The organism is candidate division WOR-3 bacterium (assembly GCA_039803925.1).
In the GTDB taxonomy this organism is placed as follows: domain Bacteria; phylum Hydrothermota; class Hydrothermia; order Hydrothermales; family JAJRUZ01; genus JBCNVI01.
This window is the reverse complement of sequence record JBDRZL010000001.1, coordinates 11,573-28,044: the sequence shown is the minus strand read 5'-3', so window position 1 is coordinate 28,044 and position 16,472 is coordinate 11,573. Positions and strand designations below refer to the sequence as shown.

The following is a 16,472-nucleotide window of genomic DNA, read 5'->3' as shown; positions in this document are numbered from 1 at the left end:
TTAAGGCATATATATCCAGATAACATCCTTTTTTAAACTAGATAAATACTCTTTAATTGTATCTTTTTTACCTTTAATTTCAAAGAGATAAGGGATACCGGGTTTTATTTTATAATCAATAGAATCAGAACCTACTAAGTTTTTATTTACAAATATCTTTCCCTTTCCCCTGAAGTGAAAACTTGTGCTATCTCCCTCCTTAAAAGGAATTTCAATTACTTTTTTTTCTCTTAATTTTAAATAAAAAATTCCCCTGTAAAGGTAAAAGGGAGCTAAAACTTTTATTTCCACTTTTCCAGGAGGAACACTTCCTTTAAAGGGAAGCAAAACCAATTCATTATTAATTTTACATATTTTTACATCAAAGGTAGATTTTATTTCAAGATAAGGGTAAAAGAATTTTTTATAAAAATAAAAAGAAGAAATTAAAAAAATCAAAAATAAACCCGTAAATAAGGGTATCAAAATTTTCGTGAGTCCTTTTTCCTTTTTCTCCTCTTTTTTTTTCTTTAATCCTTTAAGTGTTTTTGTTTCAAAAATTTTTATTTTTTCTTCTATGTAATCCCTTATAATTTTATCTCCCTCTAAAATTTTTCTTTCACCAACTATTTTCAAAATATCCTTTTTAAATTCTGAGGCACTTTTATATCTCTTTTCAGGATTTTTATAAAGACTTTTTTTTAAAATTTTTTTAATATTATTTTTAACCCCTTTAAAAATTTTTCTTGAAAAATCTGGATTTTCCCTTTCTATTTTAATTAAAATCTGCGTTGTATCTTTTCCTGTAAAAGCTTTTTTTCCTGTAATCATCTCATAAAGAGTACATCCAAGAGAAAATATATCTGATGAAGGATATAATTTCTCTCCCTTTACCTGCTCAGGGGACATATAAAAGGGTGTCCCAATTACAACACCTGGTTGAGTAATTTCCGGAGAATCCTTTGCCTTAGCTATTCCAAAATCTGTTAATTTAACAAAACCTTCTTTTGAAATCAATATATTTGAGGGTTTTATATCCCTGTGAATTATGCCTTTTTTATGAATGTAATCAAGAACTTCAAGAACCTTATAAGTTATAATTAAGGCAACTTCAGGGTCAATTTTTTCACTTATTTCTATTAACTTTGAAAGATCATAACCATCAACCCATTCATATACTACTATTATTTTATTATCCTTTTCAAAAATTTCATAAATTTTAACAGCATAAGGATGATCAATTGAGGCACATGTTTTTGCTTCTTCATTAAATCTTAAAACTAAATCTTCAGGAAAATCTTTTGAAATTAACTTTATAAGACAATATCTATTTAAAGATTTGTTATATACTTTATAGACCTCTGTAAAATTATCTTTTTTTAACTCTGATACAATTTCATATTTCCCAATTTTCATTAATAAGCACCATCTTTACTAATTATTGCACCAAAGGTTTTTAAGAGTATTATTAAGTCACCTCTCAAAGTTTTTTGCTTTATATAATTCTTATCTATCTCAACTCTCTCTTTAAAAGTTAATTTATTCCTCCCACTAACCTGCCAAGGACCTGTTAAACCTGGTTTTAAGTTAAATATTATCTCATCCTCAGATTCAAACCTTTCAACTTCTTCAGCCATGTAAGGTCTTGGCCCAACAAAACTCATTTCACCTTTAAGTATGTTAAAAAGCTGCGGAAGTTCATCAAAACTAAAACTTCTAAGCCATTTTCCGAATTTTGTTATTCTTGGATCCTTATTTTTAAGTTTTCTATATATTTCCCATTCCCTTTTAGCTTCTGGATTTTTCTCAAAAAATTCTTTAAGTCTTTTTTCTCCATCAATATACATTGTCCTGAATTTATAAATATTAAATTTTTTCTTATTTTTTCCTATCCTTTCCTGAACAAAAATAGGCTTACCTTTACTTTCTAACATTATTATCAAAGAAATAATTGCAAAAACCGGCAAAAGAATAATAATTAGGAAAAGGGCAATAATTCTTTCAATTTTCTCCATAATCCTTTAATTTATAAACATAAATACCCCTATCCGTACCAACAAAGAGAGTATCCTTTTTGCTATTAAAGGTAAAAACAGTTCTTTTTGTAATTGAACTTTCATCAAAAAAGTGGTCCCATCTATTTTTTTCAATATCATATACCCAAAAACCATTTTTATAAGTACCTAAAAAAATTAACTTCTCAAAAATAAAAATTGAATTTTGAACATAGTGATTAGAAGGGTTAAAGGGAACTGGTGGAGGATAAAAAAATTTAAAAGAATCTTTTGATTCTAAAAATTTTAAAAATCCTTTTTCACTCATCACCCATATGTTTCTTTCTTTATCTTTTTTTATATCAATAATTTTACCATCAAGAAGTAATTTTTTGTCAAGAACTCTAAAACTTTCATCCTTATCTTTTTTTATAGCAAAAAGTCCATTCAAGGTCCCAATATATAAAAAATTTTTTGTTATCTCAAGTGTAAATATTTTTTCATTTTTTAAAACATTACTAAAATTTATTCCTTCAATATCTGATATAAAAAGACCTTTTTCTGTAGCAATAAATAAAGAAGGACCATCAACTAAAATTTTGTAAATAGGAATACCTGTATAAACATTTTTTGTTTTAAATTCATTATCCTTATAGATTACAATTTTTCCATCAGAAGCGAGAATTATAATATCCTTATAAGAAACTCCACTATAAAAAGTCTCCACATTTAAACCAAAGTAAAATTTTGAAAATCTTTTCCATTCAGAGCCTTTTCTCAAAATAATCCCCTTTCTATCATAAAAATCCCCAGTTCCGGCAAAAATAATTCCATTATTTTCTAATATTTCTATAACTCTTACCTCACTAAAGCTCGTTCCCGCACCAAGTTTGGAAACATTTCTCCAGAAATCTTTATCATAGACATAAACCCCTTCTCCTTTTGTGCAAGCATAATAATAATCATTATCCTCACATATAATTTCAAAATTAACTTTTTCTCCATCTTCAGTAAAAATATAAAAAGGTGCAAGAAATGAAATTTCATTAGAATTAAAATTCTTTACACTTCTTAATCCCCACCAGAAAATTGAATTTTCATCTTTATCTGTTTCTATCATTGAATATTTATCAAATCTTTTGATAGTATTATTGAATTCTATTTTTATAGTTGATGGTGTTAGAGAAAAAGAGGTTGCATTTGGGAAAAAACCCTTTTTTATATAATATTGGGGTGATCCAATATAAAAAGAAATAAATTCTCCATCATTAAAAAGAACATAGATTTCTCCTGTAAAAGGATCTGGAAATGCAAAACGAGGGGATTTTTCAAGAATTATTCCCTTTTTAAACTTAAAGCTATATTTATCAAAAATTCCTATCCCCTCTTTGGAAGTTACATATATAAACCTGTCATCACTTGCAACAAAAATTGGGTTTAAAAGGGAAGGAATTTCATTTATTTTATAAAGTAAGCAAAATAATAGAATTATCAAATAAGTGGTAGTATTTTTCTTGTTAAACCTATTCTTTCTTCCTCAAATTTGAAATTAAAGGCAGAAGGAATCTCTTCCAGTATATCACCAGCTAAAAGGGAGTAAATACCTTTTTTCAAGGCAGCAATATCACCAGCGAGAGAATGTAAAAATACACCCAATTTTGCTGCTCTTTCTGGAGGTAAACCCTGCGCCCATAATCCAGCTATTAAACCTGTTAAAACATCACCTGAACCACCTGTTGCCATTCCAGGATTTCCAAGTGGACAGATAAAAGTTCCGTAAGTTGATGAAATTATCGTGGGAGCACCTTTCAAAACGACAACTATATCATAAAGAATTGAAAGATTTTCAGCCACCTCTATCCTTTTTTTATCCACTTCTTCAGGACTTTTATCTCCAATAAATAAACTCATTTCACCTGGATGTGGGGTTATAATTGTGGCTTCTTTTCTTTCCTTTAAAATTTCCTTATTATCTTTTAATAAAACAATACCGTCTGCATCAATTAAAACTTTTTTATCTTTTATTTTTTCAAGAAATTCAATTACAAAATTTTTTGTATCTTCACTTCTTAAAATTCCTGGACCAAAAGCGACAACATCAATTTTTTCAAGATAATCAAGAATTGGACTTAAAGACTTTGTAAAAAGTCTTCCATTCTTTGATGGTAAAGGAATTTTAACTGCTTCAATTAAATTTGACTCAATTGAAGGGTATATATCTTCAGGAAAAGCAGCAAAAACAAGTCCTGCACCTGCATAATAAGCTGCTTTTGAAGCAAGATAAACTGCTCCCCCATACCCTTTGGAACCACCCAAAATTAAAACCCTTCCGCATTTACCCTTATGAACATTCTTTTCTCTTTTAGGAAGAAATGGATAAACATCTTCTTGATATATAACCCTTCTTTTTATTTCTTCAGAGAAAAACTTAGGGATACAGATATCCGCAAGATAAAGTTCACCTGTTTTTTCTCTACCAGGATAAAGAAAATGACCGAGTTTTGGAAAGGCAAAGGTAACTGTAAAATCAGCTTCTGGAACAATATGCTCTGCATCACCTGTTTCACCATCTACACCTGATGGTATATCAACTGCCACAAATTTTCCTCTTCTCTCTTTTAAAAGCCCGAAGAGCAATTTAATCTCCTTGGGCAATTCTCCTTTAAAGCCTGTTCCAAATAAAGCATCTACCACAACATCAGATGATAAAAGATCAAATTTGAGTTCAGGGTCATTTAGATTTATAACTTTAATCCTAGCTTTTAGGAGTTCAAGAAGACGAAAATGGTATAAAGAATCCCCTTTTAATTCCTCTGGGTTACCTAAAAGATAAATACTTACATCTTTTCCCCTGTTCAAAAAATACCTTGCAATTACAAAACCATCGCCCCCATTATTACCCTTACCACATAGAACAGTAATTTTGTCACAACTTGGGATTTTATTTAGTATCAAATCAAATACAGATCTTCCAGCATTCTCCATTAAAATTTTACCCTCCAGCCCAAATTCGTGAGTGGTTCTATTATCAATTTTTTTCATTTCTTCGGGTGTTACCACAAACATGGTTGCCTCCTTTATAAAAATTTATAAAAATTTAAATGGGTTTTTGCAAGGGGTTTGCCATCCAAATTTCTTTACATCTAACACATAATACAAATTTCTTTTTTTCATAAACACTCTCTAAAAGTTCATCTTCAGTGTATAGCTCAGTATCCTTTAAAATTTCCTCCATACTCTCATTTGTTTCTCTTATAACTCCATCAAAACCAGCTTTACATATTATTTCAATTTCATAAAAATCTCCACCTTCTTCTATTACCTTTCCACATTTTTCACATATATTTTTACTTTTCCACATATTTGAAAACATCTTCCTTTTTATTTACCTTTTTAAAAATATTCAAAGCTTTATTAACCCATTCATCATTCCTCAAAAATCTCTCATATCTACCTTTTTCACCACCCCATACCTCACCAAGATTAATATCAAGATAGTAATAGATTGTTTCTTTCTCCTTTTCAAGTTCACCAAAATCTATATCTTTATCCTTTTCCTTCACATAATTCAAAAATGTTTCAACCTCTTCTTTCCCAATTTCTCTTATACCTTTATTTTTAAGATTTAAAGCATAATCAAAAAATCTCCTTTTCTGTAAAAGCTTTGTAATCTCTTTTGAAATTTTCTGGGGCTTTATAACAATATCAGGGATAACACCATAACCTCCAAATATTTTTCTTTTCATTTTTAACGTGTAAAAAGTTTCCCCTCCATTTTTCTTCATCTCTCTAACTTCCTCTCCAGTTGTGTCTCTTATATCAAATCTGTGTATTGATCTACCTGAAGGTAAATAATAAAGACTTGTTGTTAACTTTACACGATAACCTTCATCAAGGGGAAATATTCTCTGCACAGAACCCTTTCCAAAAGTTGTATCTCCTATAATAAGTGCTCTATCCCAGTCTTGAAGAGCACCTGAAACTATTTCAGAAGCAGAAGCAGCACCCCTATCAACAAAAACAATAAGTGGAATTTCCTCAGTGAAAGGATCTTCATTTATAGCTTTAAACATCTGTTCAAGACTCTTATTCCTCCCCTTTGTGGATACAATCTCACTTCCTTTTGGTAAAAAAAGGTCTGCAACTTCAACCGCAGCATCAAGGAGGCCTCCCGGATTTCCTCTTAAATCAAGAATTAGCTTTTTAGCGCCCTGTTTTTTAAGTTCATCAATAGCTCTACTTATTTCTTCCCTTGAAGTATTTGAAAACTCATTTAATTTTATATACCCTGTTTCGTTATCAACTTTAGAGTAATAAGGAACAGCATTTATTTTTATTATTTCTCTTACAAGTTCAAAATCAAAAGCTTCCTCAATAAAAGGTCTTTTTATTTTTATCTTAACCTTTGTACCCGGCTCCCCTCTTAAATATCTTACAGCCTTCTGTAAAGACCATCCCTTGGTTGACTTTCCGTCTACCTCTATTATCTGATCTCCTGCTTGAATTCCAGCTCTTGAGGCTGGTGTGCCTTCAAGTGGTGAAATCACAGTTAAAATTCCATCTTTTATTCCAATCTGAATCCCGATTCCTCCGAACCTTCCTGTGGAATGAATATTCATCTCCTCCCACTCTTCAGGTGTCATTAAATCAGAATATGGGTCAAGTTGATGGAGTAAATAATCCATGGATTTTTCAAGAAGAGGAGCAAGATTTTCATCAGCTTGATATTTCTCATCAAAGTATCTCTCCTGGATAAGAGATATAATTTTTGAAAAATTTCGAAGCTCAGTGGTTAAGGAAGGCTTTCTTTCTACCTCTCCTCGCGTTCCTTTTAGAAAAAATAAAGGCAAGGTTATTAAAATTAAAGAACTTATAATTTTTTTCATTTTTTCCTCCTTTTCAATTTTAATTTTAAGCTATAAACTCTTAATAAGTGAAATAAACTTTCCCTTATCCTTTAATCTTTCTATTACTTTTAAAAAAGCCTTTTTAATTATTTCATCCTCCTTTTCATTTCCGTCTAAAATAATTACCCTCTTTTTTGCTCTTTTTGCAATATCAAGGTATCCTTTTCTCACCTTTTTATGAAATTCCATACTCTCTCTTTCAATTCTATCTTTACCTTTAAGTCTCTTTAAGCTTATTTCAGGATCTATATCTATTAAAAAAGTAACATTAGGCTTTAAACCTGAAGTTGCAATTTTATTGAATCTTTTAATAAGTCTTATATTAAGCGATCTTCCATAACCCTGATAGGCAATTGTAGAATCATCAAATCTATCACTAATTACAATTTTACCCTCCCTTAATGCAGGTATTATTTTTTTTTCAACATGTTCCTTCCTTGATGCCAGAAAAAGAAAAAGTTCTGTCCAGGGAGATATTTCCTCTGAATGTAAAAGAATTTCCCTTATTTTTTCACCTACCTCTGTTCCACCTGGCTCCCATGTGAGTAAAACCGGGAAACCTTTGCTTTTTAATTCTTCAAAAAGTCCTCTTGCAAGGGTTGTTTTACCACTACCTTCAATTCCTTCTACTGTAATAAAAAATCCCCACTTACCCAACTTATCTATTTTTCTTCTTTTTTGTATATTTTTTTATCCATTCTTCCAGTTTCTTTTTAGCCTGAAAATCAGGAATCTGTTTTGGTGGGGACTTCATAAAGTAAGCAGAAGGCTCAATAAGAGCACCTTTAAGACCATTATCAAGTCCAAGCTTTGCACATCTTACAGCATCAACAATTACTCCTGCTGAATTAGGAGAATCCCAGACTTCAAGCTTTAATTCTATATTTAAAGGAACATCACCAAAGGTTCTTCCTTCAAGCCTCATATATGCCCATTTTCTATCCTTTAACCAGGCAACATAATCAGAAGGTCCAATATACACATTTTCTTCACCGATATCATAGGGTAAAAGGGAAGTAACAGCGCCTGTTTTTGATTTCTTTTTTGATTCAAGTCTTTCCCTTTCAAGCATGTTAAGAAAATCTGTATTTCCACCTACATTTAACTGACTTGTTCTTTCAAGTTTAACTCCTCTATCTATAAATAACTGAACCAGTGTCCTGTGAACAATAGTTGCACCAACCTGAGATTTTACATCATCACCTATTACAGGAAGACCTGCCTCTTCAAATCTTCTCTGCCAGTAAGGTTCCCTTGCTATAAAAACAGGAATCCCATTTACAAAAGCACATCCTGCTTTTAATACCTGCTCTACATACCATTTTGTTGCTTCTTCACTTCCAACAGGAAGAAAATTAACCACCACATCAGTTTTAGTTTCTCTCAATAATCTAACAATATCAGCAGTTTCTCCTGGTGCTTTCTCAATAATTTGTGAAAGATATTTTCCTAGTCCATCGTGAGTCATTCCTCTAACAACTGGTACATTTAATTTGGGAACATCACAGAATTTATATGTATTATTGGGATATGTATAAATTGCTTCTGCTAAATCTTTTCCAACCTTGTTTTTATCAATATCAATGCCAAGGGTAAATTCAATATCCCCTATATGATATCCACCGAGAACCACATGCATAATGCCGGGTATAAAATCATCTTCCTTTGAATTTTTATAATAATAAACACCCTGAACAAAGGATGAAGCACAGTTTCCAACTCCTATTATAGCAACCCTTACTTTACCCATAATTAACTCCTTATTAATTAATAAAGGGGTTTGAACCCTTACTTTTCTTCCATAATTTTATAAGCATACAAAATCCTTCTTAAAAAAGTTAATACAACCAAAATTAAAAATAATATTAAAAGATAAATAAATACTTTTTTTCCTGTTAAAGAAGAAAATGCAATAAAAGCAATTCTTTCCTCCCTTTCCATTGGACCTACTCTTATTGAATAAAAAAGACCTTCAGCTCTTGCTCTTGTATAAGAAATTAAAAAAGAAAATAAAAAGGAAAAAAAAAGGATAAATACTTTCGTTATTTCTTCTCTGTAAAAGTATATAAGGGAAGAAAAAATTATACCCTCCTGAATTCTATCTGTCACTGAATCAATAAAAGCACCAAATTTAGTAGTAGAATCATTATATCTTGCGAGAGCTCCATCTAATGTATCAAATAGGGAAAATATTATTAATAAAATACCTGCCAAAAGGAAATTACCTTTTATATAGAAAAAAGCAGGAATTAGAGAAAAAATTAATCCTGAAAAAGTTAAGTGAATTGGTTTAATTCCTAATTTATTCATTAAATAAAGTAAAGGAATTATTGATTTTTCAAAAATAATTTTTAATTTTTTCATTCTTTTTTCCCTTCTATTACAAGGGTAAATTCTCCCTTTTTATTTTTAGCCCATACAAGAGCTTTCTCAATTGTTCCATAAATATACTCCTCAAATTTTTTTGTCATTTCCCTTATTAAAAAAACTTTCTTATTAACTCCTAAAATTTCTTTTAATTCTTGCAGAATTTTATCTATATTGTGAGGTGATAAATAGAAAACAGTTGTTCTTTTTTCGTCTTTTAGGGAAGAAAATAATTTTTTTCTTTTAGATTCCTTTTTTGGTGGAAATCCAAGAAACAAAAAATTATCACCGTCCATACCTGAAACTGATAAGGAAGAGGTTAGGGCTGATGGTCCAGGAATAGGTGAAACTTTTATATTTTCTTCATGACATCTTCTTAAAAGATATGCTCCTGGGTCGCAGATACCTGGTGTTCCACTTTCTGAAACAAGGGAAATTTTTTTTCCCTCTTTTAACATATTTATAATAAATTCTGTCCTTTTTTTTTCCTTACCTTTAAATAATGCAAAGAGTTTTTTCTTAATACCGTATTTATTAAGTAAAATAAGAGTTTTCCGTGTATCTTCACATACAATTAAATCTGAATTCTTTAACACCTTTATAGCTCTAAAGGTAATGTCTTCAAGATTTCCGATAGGTGTTGCCACAACAAATAATTCTCCTTCGTTCATCCTTTATTATAAAAAAATGAAGAAAGATATTTAAATTTGAAATTTAATTTTTTTTTACTTATTATTAATATACTCAAAATGGTTCAAATCCAAATAATTTATTAAAAAGAATGAAGCCGGTTGGAGAACACTATATAGTAGAAGCTTCAGGTTGTGACCCACAGATAATTGGGAATGTGGAAAAAATGCAGGAAATTTTAGTTAATGCAGCCCATAAAGCAAATGTCAAAATATGGGCTGTATCCTTTCACAGATTCCCTCCTCAGGGTGTATCTGGTGTTATTGTAATTTCAGAGTCCCACATTTCTGTTCATACATGGCCTGAATATGGTTATGTTGCTCTTGATATATATACCTGTGGTGAACATTCAAACCCTGAGGAAGCTGTTAACTTTGCTCTTCAGGAATTTAAAGCAGAAAATGTTCATATAAGTGAAATAACAAGAGGACTTGAAGAGGGAGACAGAATTTTTTTTCATTCAATAATTACATGGGAAGAGGAACTTACGCATTATAGAAAAAAACTTAAACAGGAGAGTTTTTTAAAAATGGTAAAAAATTTAATTTCTGAAAATGAAAAAAATAAAATTGAAAAAATCTTAAACCTTTTAGGAGAGACATTTGAAGAATATTCCTTTATAGGTATTTACAAAAAGGACAAATTATTATATTCAGTTAATAAAAAGAACAAAAAAGATAAAAAAGATAAAAAAAATCCAAGTATTCATTCTGAAATTCAATTTCCTCTTTATAGAAACAGCCAAGAATTAGGCAAGTTAGTGATTAGAACAAGCTCAAAAGATGGTTTTAAAGAAGAAGATGAATTTTTTTTAAAAAAGGTTTCTCTTTTGATTGAAGAAAATTTAGATGGAGGTAAACAAAATGAAAAAAATTAGCCTTATATTTTTATTGTTTTCTTTCTCATGTTCTCGAACAGCAGAAAACAGGGTCCCATCTTTTACTTTAAAAACCCTTGATGGAGAAAATTTCAATATTAATGACTATATAGGAAAAAAGGTTATCATAATTGATTTCTGGGCAACCTGGTGTCCTCCCTGCAGGGCAGAAATTCCTGGATTTGTAAGATTATATAGTAAGTACAAAGAAAAGGGAGTTCTAATAGTTGGAATATCTCTTGATAGGGGAGGAAATGCAGAGGAACTTGTAAAAAATTTTGCAAAAGAATTTGGGATAAATTATCCTCTAATGATGGGAACAGAGGAAGTTGCCAAAAAATTTGGAGGTATTTTTGCGATACCCACTACATTTATAATTAATAAAAAAGGAGAAATAATTGAAAAAATAGTTGGTTACAGAGATGAAAGTTTTTTTGAAAAAAAGATTATAGAAAATTTATAGATAATGGATAAACTAAAAATTCTAAGTGGTAATGCTTCATCTGAGTTAAGTGAAAAAATCTGTAAGAACTTGGGTATTGAAAAAACTGATGTTGAAGTTTCCAGATTCTCTGATGGTGAGATAAGAGTTCAAATTAAAGAAAATATAAGGGGGTGCGATGTATTTATAGTCCAGTCCACACACCCACCTTCTGATAACCTGATGGAACTCCTTCTTTTAATTGATGCAGCAGTTAGAGCATCAGCAAAAAGAATTACAGCAGTTATTCCTTACTTTGGTTATGCAAGACAGGACAGGAAAGATGCACCAAGAGTTCCTATTTCTGCAAAGCTTGTAGCAAATTTAATTCAAACTGCAGGAGCAAATAGGGTTTTAACATGTGATTTACATTCTGATCAGATTCAGGGATTTTTTGATATCCCAGTTGATAATCTTTATGCTTTACCGGTTTTCAGGGATTTTTTAGGAATTTTACCCAGTGATAAATTCATGGTTATATCACCTGATGTAGGGGGGACAAACAGAGCAAGGGCTTTTGCAAAAAGACTCGGAAATTTACCACTTGCGCTTGTTGATAAGAGGAGACCAGCACCAAATGTGGCAGAAGTGATAAACATAATTGGAGAAGTAAAAGATAAAAATTTGCTTATAGTGGATGACCTTATAGATACAGGAAGAACTGTTGCAAATGGAGCTCTCATTTTAAAGGAAAAAGGTGCAAAGAGTATATGGGTGTGTGCAACTCATGGGCTTTTTTCAGGGAATAGTAAAGAAGTTCTTGATTCATCCCCTATTGAAAAAGTGATTGTAACAAACACAATACCCATATCACCTCATAAAAGATTTAAAAAACTTGAAATACTTGATATTTCCAATTTACTCGCTGAGGCTATTAAAAGAATTCATGAAGAAGTTTCTATAAGTGAACTTTTCGTATAAAAAGGAGGAGGAAAAATGAAAAAAATTAAATTAAAAGCACAATTAAGAGAAAAAACAGGTACAAGGGAATCAAGAAGGTTAAGAAAAAGAGAATTCATAACTGTTGAACTGTATGGTGCAAAAGAGGAAAATGTTCATCTTGTAATAGAAAGAAAAAACTTTGAAAAAATCTGGCGTGAAATTCATGGAGAAACTGTAATTTTTGAAATTGAATTTGACAATAAGAAAGTAAATTCTGTCATTAAAGAAATACAGAGAGATGTTCTTTACGGTTATCCAATTCATATTGATTTTCAGGTTTTACATGAAAAAGAAGAAATTACTGTTCCTGTTCCTGTTATTCTAAAAGGAGAAGCAAAGGGAGTTAAACTTGGCGGAATACTTGAACACTTTATTCACCAGTTGCATGTGAAAACAGTTCCATCCAAAATTCCAGGACATATTGAAATTGATATATCTGATTTAAACATAGGTGAAAGTATTCATGTTAAGGATATAAAACTTGAGAAAGGAATAAAAATTTTAGAAAGCCCTGAAGATACAATCTGTACAATAGCCCATCCAAAGGGAATAGAAATTACAGTTCAAGAACCAATTCTCCCTGAGATAAGTGAAGAAAAAGAAAGTGAGAAAAAAATTGAAGAAAAGAAGAAAGAGGAGTGATAAAATTTTTTTTATTCGGACTTGGGAATCCTGGTAAAAAATATATAAATACAAGACATAACGTTGGATACAGGTTTATAAGTTATTTTTTTAGAGACAATAATTTTAAACCTGGTAAAGGCAATTTTTTTTATGCTGAAAATCCACCCTTTATTGGTATCTTACCATCTCTTTACATGAATGAGAATGGAAAAATTATTTTAGAATTAAAAGAAATTTTTAATATTAATCTTTTCAATTTAATTTTATTTCTTGATGATTTAAATTTACCCTTTGGAGTCCTTAGATTCAGAATTAAAGGTTCTGATGGTGGGCATAAGGGATTAAAATCCTGTATATACTATGCAGAAACCGAAGAAATAAAGAGGTTGAGAATAGGTATAGGTTTTAATTATAATATTGAGGCAGAAAAATATGTTTTGGAAGATTTTAAAGAGGAAGAATTTAATATTTTAGTTAATAAGGTTTTTCCATATATAGAAGAGGGAATTTATAAATTTTTAAAGGATGGTGATATTAACAAGTTTGAAAATTATATAAACAATTATTCAAGGAAAGAAAGGGTTCAAACCCCCTACAAAGAGGAAAAGGAAAAATGAGCCTTATATTTTCATCCATTCTCGTAGGTATAATTGCAGTTATTTATTCTCTTTTAATGGCAAGATATGTTCTTTCCCATTCGCCAGGTACAGAAGAAATGGTAAAAATTTCTGATGCAGTGCATGAAGGAGCAATGGCTTTCTTAAAAAGAGAATTTAAAACAATTTTTTGGTTTATTCTATTTGTAGTTTTATTAATACTTATAGGTCTTTCCTATAATGGGATTAACTATTCAATTGCTACTGGTATTGCTTATGTATTAGGAGCAACCTTATCACTCCTTTCTGCTTATTTTGGTATGAATATTTCCACAAGAGCAAATGCAAGGACTGCAGAAGGTGCTAAGAAGAGTTTCAATGAAGCTTTAAAAATAGCATTTTTCGGTGGTTCTGTTATGGGAATGACTGTTGTGGGTCTTGGTATTCTTGGACTTACGAGTTTATTTTTTATATACACAAATATTTTTAAAAATGTTCCAGAAAATATAAAATATGTGGTTTCCCTTCTAACAGGATTTTCAATGGGAGCCTCTTCTGTGGCTCTATTTGCAAGGGTGGGAGGAGGAATATACACAAAAGCTGCTGATGTAGGTGCTGACCTTGTTGGAAAAGTTGAAGCAGGAATTCCTGAAGATGACCCGAGAAATGCTGCAGTGATTGCAGACAATGTAGGTGATAATGTGGGTGATTGTGCTGGAATGGGTGCTGACCTTTATGAATCCTTTGTTGGAGCAATTCTTTCAGGTATGGTTATAGCAGCAGTAAATTACGATTTAAAAGGTATCTTTCTTTCTTCATTTCTTGCAGCCCTTGGCATAATAGCTTCTATTTTAGGTGTTTTTGTAATAAGAGGGGCAAAAGAAAATGCTTCTCGTGCTTTACTTAAAGCAACTTTTGTATCAGCGATCTTATTTGCAATTTTTTCACTTTTGGTAACAATATTCTATTATGGAAATATCAAAATATACTATGCAATTTTATCAGGTCTTATTGTAGGTGTTGCTATTGGATATTTAACTGAATATTACACAATAAAAGAAAGTATCTTAAAAGAAATAGCCGAAGCATCTACAAAGGGAGTAGCAACCAACATTCTTACAGGGATTGCAACAGGAATGATGAGCACAGTCGTTCCTGTGATACTCATTGGACTTGCAATTGTTGTATCTTATTTATCAGCTGGATTTTTTGGGATAGCTCTTGCAGGAATTGGAATGCTATCAATTGCAGGTATGACTGTTTCAGTTGATGCGTATGGACCAATAGCTGATAATGCTGGAGGAATTGCAGAAATGGCTCATCTTGGTGAAAATATAAGAAAAATTACAGATTCCCTTGATGCTGCTGGAAATACAACTGCGGCAATAGGTAAGGGATTCGCAATAGGTTCTGCGGCTCTCACAGCTCTTGCATTATTTGCTGCTTACTCACAAACGGTAAAGTCAATAACAGGAGAACTTTTAAACTTAAATATTCTTGATGCAAGAGTGGTTGCAGGGCTTTTTATAGGTGGTGTTATCCCATTTTTCTTCTCAGCTTCTGCTATAAAAGCTGTTGGAAGAACTGCAGGACTTGTTGTTGAGGAGGTTAGAAGACAGTTTAGAGAAATACCAGGTTTAATGGAAGGTAAAGCAAAACCAGAATATGCAAGATGTGTTGATATAACAACACAGGGAGCATTGAAAAGTATGATAGTTCCTGGTTTTGTTGCTTTTATATCACCTCTCATTTTAGGAATTTTTTTTGGTAAGGAAGCTCTTGGAGGACTTTTAGCTGGTTCCCTTGTAACAGGTGTTCCTCTTGCACTTTTTATGGCAAATGCAGGAGGTGCTTGGGATAATTCAAAAAAATACATAGAGGCAGGAAACTTTGGTGGAAAAGGTTCAAAAGCTCATAAAGCATCTGTTGAAGGTGATACGGTAGGGGATCCATTTAAGGACACAGCAGGACCTTCCTTAAACATTCTTTTAAAACTCATGGCAATTGTATCACTTGTTTTTGCTCCGCTTATAATCACCCTGAACTCAAGAATTGGAATTTTAAAGTGAAGAGAAAAGATCTTTTAAGTCTTAAAGATCTTGATAAAAAAGAGATTGAAACAATTTTAGATTTAGGAGAAAAATTTCTTGAAATTTTAAAAAGACCCATACCCAAGGTTCCAACATTAAGGGGAAAAACAATAACAACTTTATTTTTTGAACCATCCACCAGAACAAGGCTTTCATTTGAAATAGCAGCAAAAAGACTTTCTGCTGATGTAATAAACTTTTCAGCCAGTACTTCTGCGCTCTTAAAAGGTGAATCCACTCTTGATACTTTAAAAAACATTCTTGCTATGAAAGTTGATATGTTCATTGTGAGACATTCTTCAAGTGGTGCACCTTTTTTCCTTGCAAGAAATACAACAGCAAGTGTTATCAATGCAGGTGACGGAACTCACGAACACCCTACACAGGGACTACTTGATATTTTTACAATGAGAAAACATAAAGGTGACTTAAAAGGCAAAAAGGTTCTTATAATTGGTGATATACTTCATTCAAGGGTAGCAAGGTCAAATATTTTTGGTCTTTTAAAACTTGGTGCTGAAGTCTATCTTGCAGGTCCAAAACCTCTTGTTCCTGATGAATTTGAAATTTTAGGAGCAAAAATTATAAAAAATATTGATAAACATCTTGGAGAAATGGATGTAATAATGGGCTTAAGAGTTCAGAAGGAAAGAGGTGGAGCAAATTATTTGCCTTCTTTTGAAGACTATAGAAGGTCATACGGAATAACAATTGAAAGATTAAAACTTTTAAAAGAAGATTCAATAATAATGCATCCAGGCCCTGTAAATTGGGGAGTAGAAATGGATTATGAAGTCCTTAAGGATAAAAGATGTGTAATACTGGAACAGGTAACAAATGGAGTTGCTGTTAGAATGGCAGTTCTCTTTTATTTACTCGGACACGGAGAACTGGAAGAAAAATAAGTGTAAAAGTCTAACAGACT

General features: G+C 31.3%; 17 protein-coding genes. 7 read left to right on the top strand and 10 right to left on the bottom strand.

Annotated elements, in window-relative coordinates; genetic code table 11:
* Genes ABIN17_00115 through rsmI form a run of 10 tightly spaced genes read right to left on the bottom strand, consistent with a single transcriptional unit; the run spans position 1 to position 9,918 of the window.
* Complete coding sequence (locus ABIN17_00115) at positions 1–1,395, bottom strand: serine/threonine-protein kinase (protein MEO0283466.1); 1,395 nt, start codon at positions 1,393–1,395, stop codon at positions 1–3.
* Positions 1,395–1,994, bottom strand: coding sequence for a sugar transferase (locus ABIN17_00110; GenBank protein MEO0283465.1), 600 nt, complete (start codon positions 1,992–1,994; stop codon positions 1,395–1,397). The genes ABIN17_00115 and ABIN17_00110 overlap by 1 nt, the downstream gene beginning before the upstream one ends.
* Positions 1,981–3,468 carry a hypothetical protein gene (locus ABIN17_00105; protein MEO0283464.1) on the bottom strand — a complete coding sequence of 496 codons (1,488 nt, stop codon included), beginning with the start codon at positions 3,466–3,468 and terminating at the stop codon, positions 1,981–1,983. The genes ABIN17_00110 and ABIN17_00105 overlap by 14 nt, the downstream gene beginning before the upstream one ends.
* Positions 3,465–5,039 carry an NAD(P)H-hydrate dehydratase gene (locus tag ABIN17_00100; protein MEO0283463.1) on the bottom strand — a complete coding sequence of 525 codons (1,575 nt, stop codon included), beginning with the start codon at positions 5,037–5,039 and terminating at the stop codon, positions 3,465–3,467. Before ABIN17_00100 ends, ABIN17_00105 begins: the two co-directional genes overlap by 4 nt.
* Positions 5,040–5,070: 31 nt before the next feature.
* Positions 5,071–5,334, bottom strand: coding sequence for a hypothetical protein (locus ABIN17_00095; GenBank protein ID MEO0283462.1), 264 nt, complete (start codon positions 5,332–5,334; stop codon positions 5,071–5,073).
* A complete protein-coding gene (locus ABIN17_00090) occupies positions 5,321–6,859 on the bottom strand; it encodes a S41 family peptidase (GenBank protein ID MEO0283461.1) in 1,539 nt (512 codons plus the stop codon). Before ABIN17_00090 ends, ABIN17_00095 begins: the two co-directional genes overlap by 14 nt.
* Positions 6,860–6,889: 30 nt before the next feature.
* Entirely contained in the window at positions 6,890–7,537 is a 648-nt protein-coding gene (gene tmk / locus ABIN17_00085; protein MEO0283460.1) for a dTMP kinase, read from the bottom strand.
* 1 nt (position 7,538) lies between these two features.
* Positions 7,539–8,630: an inositol-3-phosphate synthase gene (locus ABIN17_00080; GenBank protein ID MEO0283459.1), complete on the bottom strand. Its 1,092-nt coding sequence runs from the start codon at positions 8,628–8,630 to the stop codon at positions 7,539–7,541.
* A 38-nt stretch (positions 8,631–8,668) separates the two neighbouring features.
* Complete coding sequence (locus ABIN17_00075; protein MEO0283458.1) at positions 8,669–9,244, bottom strand: CDP-alcohol phosphatidyltransferase family protein; 576 nt, start codon at positions 9,242–9,244, stop codon at positions 8,669–8,671.
* Positions 9,241–9,918, bottom strand: coding sequence for a 16S rRNA (cytidine(1402)-2'-O)-methyltransferase (rsmI, locus tag ABIN17_00070; GenBank protein ID MEO0283457.1), 678 nt, complete (start codon positions 9,916–9,918; stop codon positions 9,241–9,243). Before rsmI ends, ABIN17_00075 begins: the two co-directional genes overlap by 4 nt.
* A gap of 110 nt (positions 9,919–10,028) precedes the next feature.
* Between rsmI and speD the strand changes: the two genes are divergently transcribed.
* The 7 genes from speD to ABIN17_00035 are packed head-to-tail and all read left to right on the top strand — an operon-like array spanning position 10,029 to position 16,452.
* Positions 10,029–10,814 carry an adenosylmethionine decarboxylase gene (gene speD / locus ABIN17_00065; GenBank protein MEO0283456.1) on the top strand — a complete coding sequence of 262 codons (786 nt, stop codon included), beginning with the start codon at positions 10,029–10,031 and terminating at the stop codon, positions 10,812–10,814.
* The gene (locus tag ABIN17_00060) at positions 10,801–11,277 is read left to right on the top strand and encodes a TlpA disulfide reductase family protein (protein ID MEO0283455.1); all 477 of its coding nucleotides are present in this window, start codon (positions 10,801–10,803) and stop codon (positions 11,275–11,277) included. The genes speD and ABIN17_00060 overlap by 14 nt, the downstream gene beginning before the upstream one ends.
* Positions 11,278–11,280: 3 nt before the next feature.
* Positions 11,281–12,216, top strand: coding sequence for a ribose-phosphate pyrophosphokinase (locus ABIN17_00055; GenBank protein ID MEO0283454.1), 936 nt, complete (start codon positions 11,281–11,283; stop codon positions 12,214–12,216).
* A 15-nt stretch (positions 12,217–12,231) separates the two neighbouring features.
* A complete protein-coding gene (locus ABIN17_00050) occupies positions 12,232–12,879 on the top strand; it encodes a 50S ribosomal protein L25 (GenBank protein MEO0283453.1) in 648 nt (215 codons plus the stop codon).
* Positions 12,876–13,478, top strand: coding sequence for an aminoacyl-tRNA hydrolase (gene pth / locus ABIN17_00045; GenBank protein MEO0283452.1), 603 nt, complete (start codon positions 12,876–12,878; stop codon positions 13,476–13,478). The genes ABIN17_00050 and pth overlap by 4 nt, the downstream gene beginning before the upstream one ends.
* Complete coding sequence (locus ABIN17_00040) at positions 13,475–15,526, top strand: sodium-translocating pyrophosphatase (protein MEO0283451.1); 2,052 nt, start codon at positions 13,475–13,477, stop codon at positions 15,524–15,526. Before pth ends, ABIN17_00040 begins: the two co-directional genes overlap by 4 nt.
* A complete protein-coding gene (locus ABIN17_00035; GenBank protein ID MEO0283450.1) occupies positions 15,523–16,452 on the top strand; it encodes an aspartate carbamoyltransferase catalytic subunit in 930 nt (309 codons plus the stop codon). The genes ABIN17_00040 and ABIN17_00035 overlap by 4 nt, the downstream gene beginning before the upstream one ends.
* The last annotated feature ends 20 nt before the right edge of the window (positions 16,453–16,472 follow it).

Coding starts and splice junctions, on each gene's coding strand:
- ABIN17_00090 (MEO0283461.1), bottom strand. CDS start 6,859: ATGAAAAAAATTATAAGTTCTTTAATTTTAATAACCTTGCCTTTATTT.
- speD (MEO0283456.1), top strand. CDS start 10,029: ATGAAGCCGGTTGGAGAACACTATATAGTAGAAGCTTCAGGTTGTGAC.
- ABIN17_00080 (MEO0283459.1), bottom strand. CDS start 8,630: ATGGGTAAAGTAAGGGTTGCTATAATAGGAGTTGGAAACTGTGCTTCA.
- ABIN17_00115 (MEO0283466.1), bottom strand. CDS start 1,395: ATGAAAATTGGGAAATATGAAATTGTATCAGAGTTAAAAAAAGATAAT.
- ABIN17_00060 (MEO0283455.1), top strand. CDS start 10,801: ATGAAAAAAATTAGCCTTATATTTTTATTGTTTTCTTTCTCATGTTCT.
- ABIN17_00095 (MEO0283462.1), bottom strand. CDS start 5,334: ATGTGGAAAAGTAAAAATATATGTGAAAAATGTGGAAAGGTAATAGAA.
- ABIN17_00050 (MEO0283453.1), top strand. CDS start 12,232: ATGAAAAAAATTAAATTAAAAGCACAATTAAGAGAAAAAACAGGTACA.
- ABIN17_00055 (MEO0283454.1), top strand. CDS start 11,281: ATGGATAAACTAAAAATTCTAAGTGGTAATGCTTCATCTGAGTTAAGT.
- ABIN17_00040 (MEO0283451.1), top strand. CDS start 13,475: ATGAGCCTTATATTTTCATCCATTCTCGTAGGTATAATTGCAGTTATT.
- ABIN17_00110 (MEO0283465.1), bottom strand. CDS start 1,994: ATGGAGAAAATTGAAAGAATTATTGCCCTTTTCCTAATTATTATTCTT.
- rsmI (MEO0283457.1), bottom strand. CDS start 9,918: ATGAACGAAGGAGAATTATTTGTTGTGGCAACACCTATCGGAAATCTT.
- ABIN17_00100 (MEO0283463.1), bottom strand. CDS start 5,039: ATGTTTGTGGTAACACCCGAAGAAATGAAAAAAATTGATAATAGAACC.
- ABIN17_00075 (MEO0283458.1), bottom strand. CDS start 9,244: ATGAAAAAATTAAAAATTATTTTTGAAAAATCAATAATTCCTTTACTT.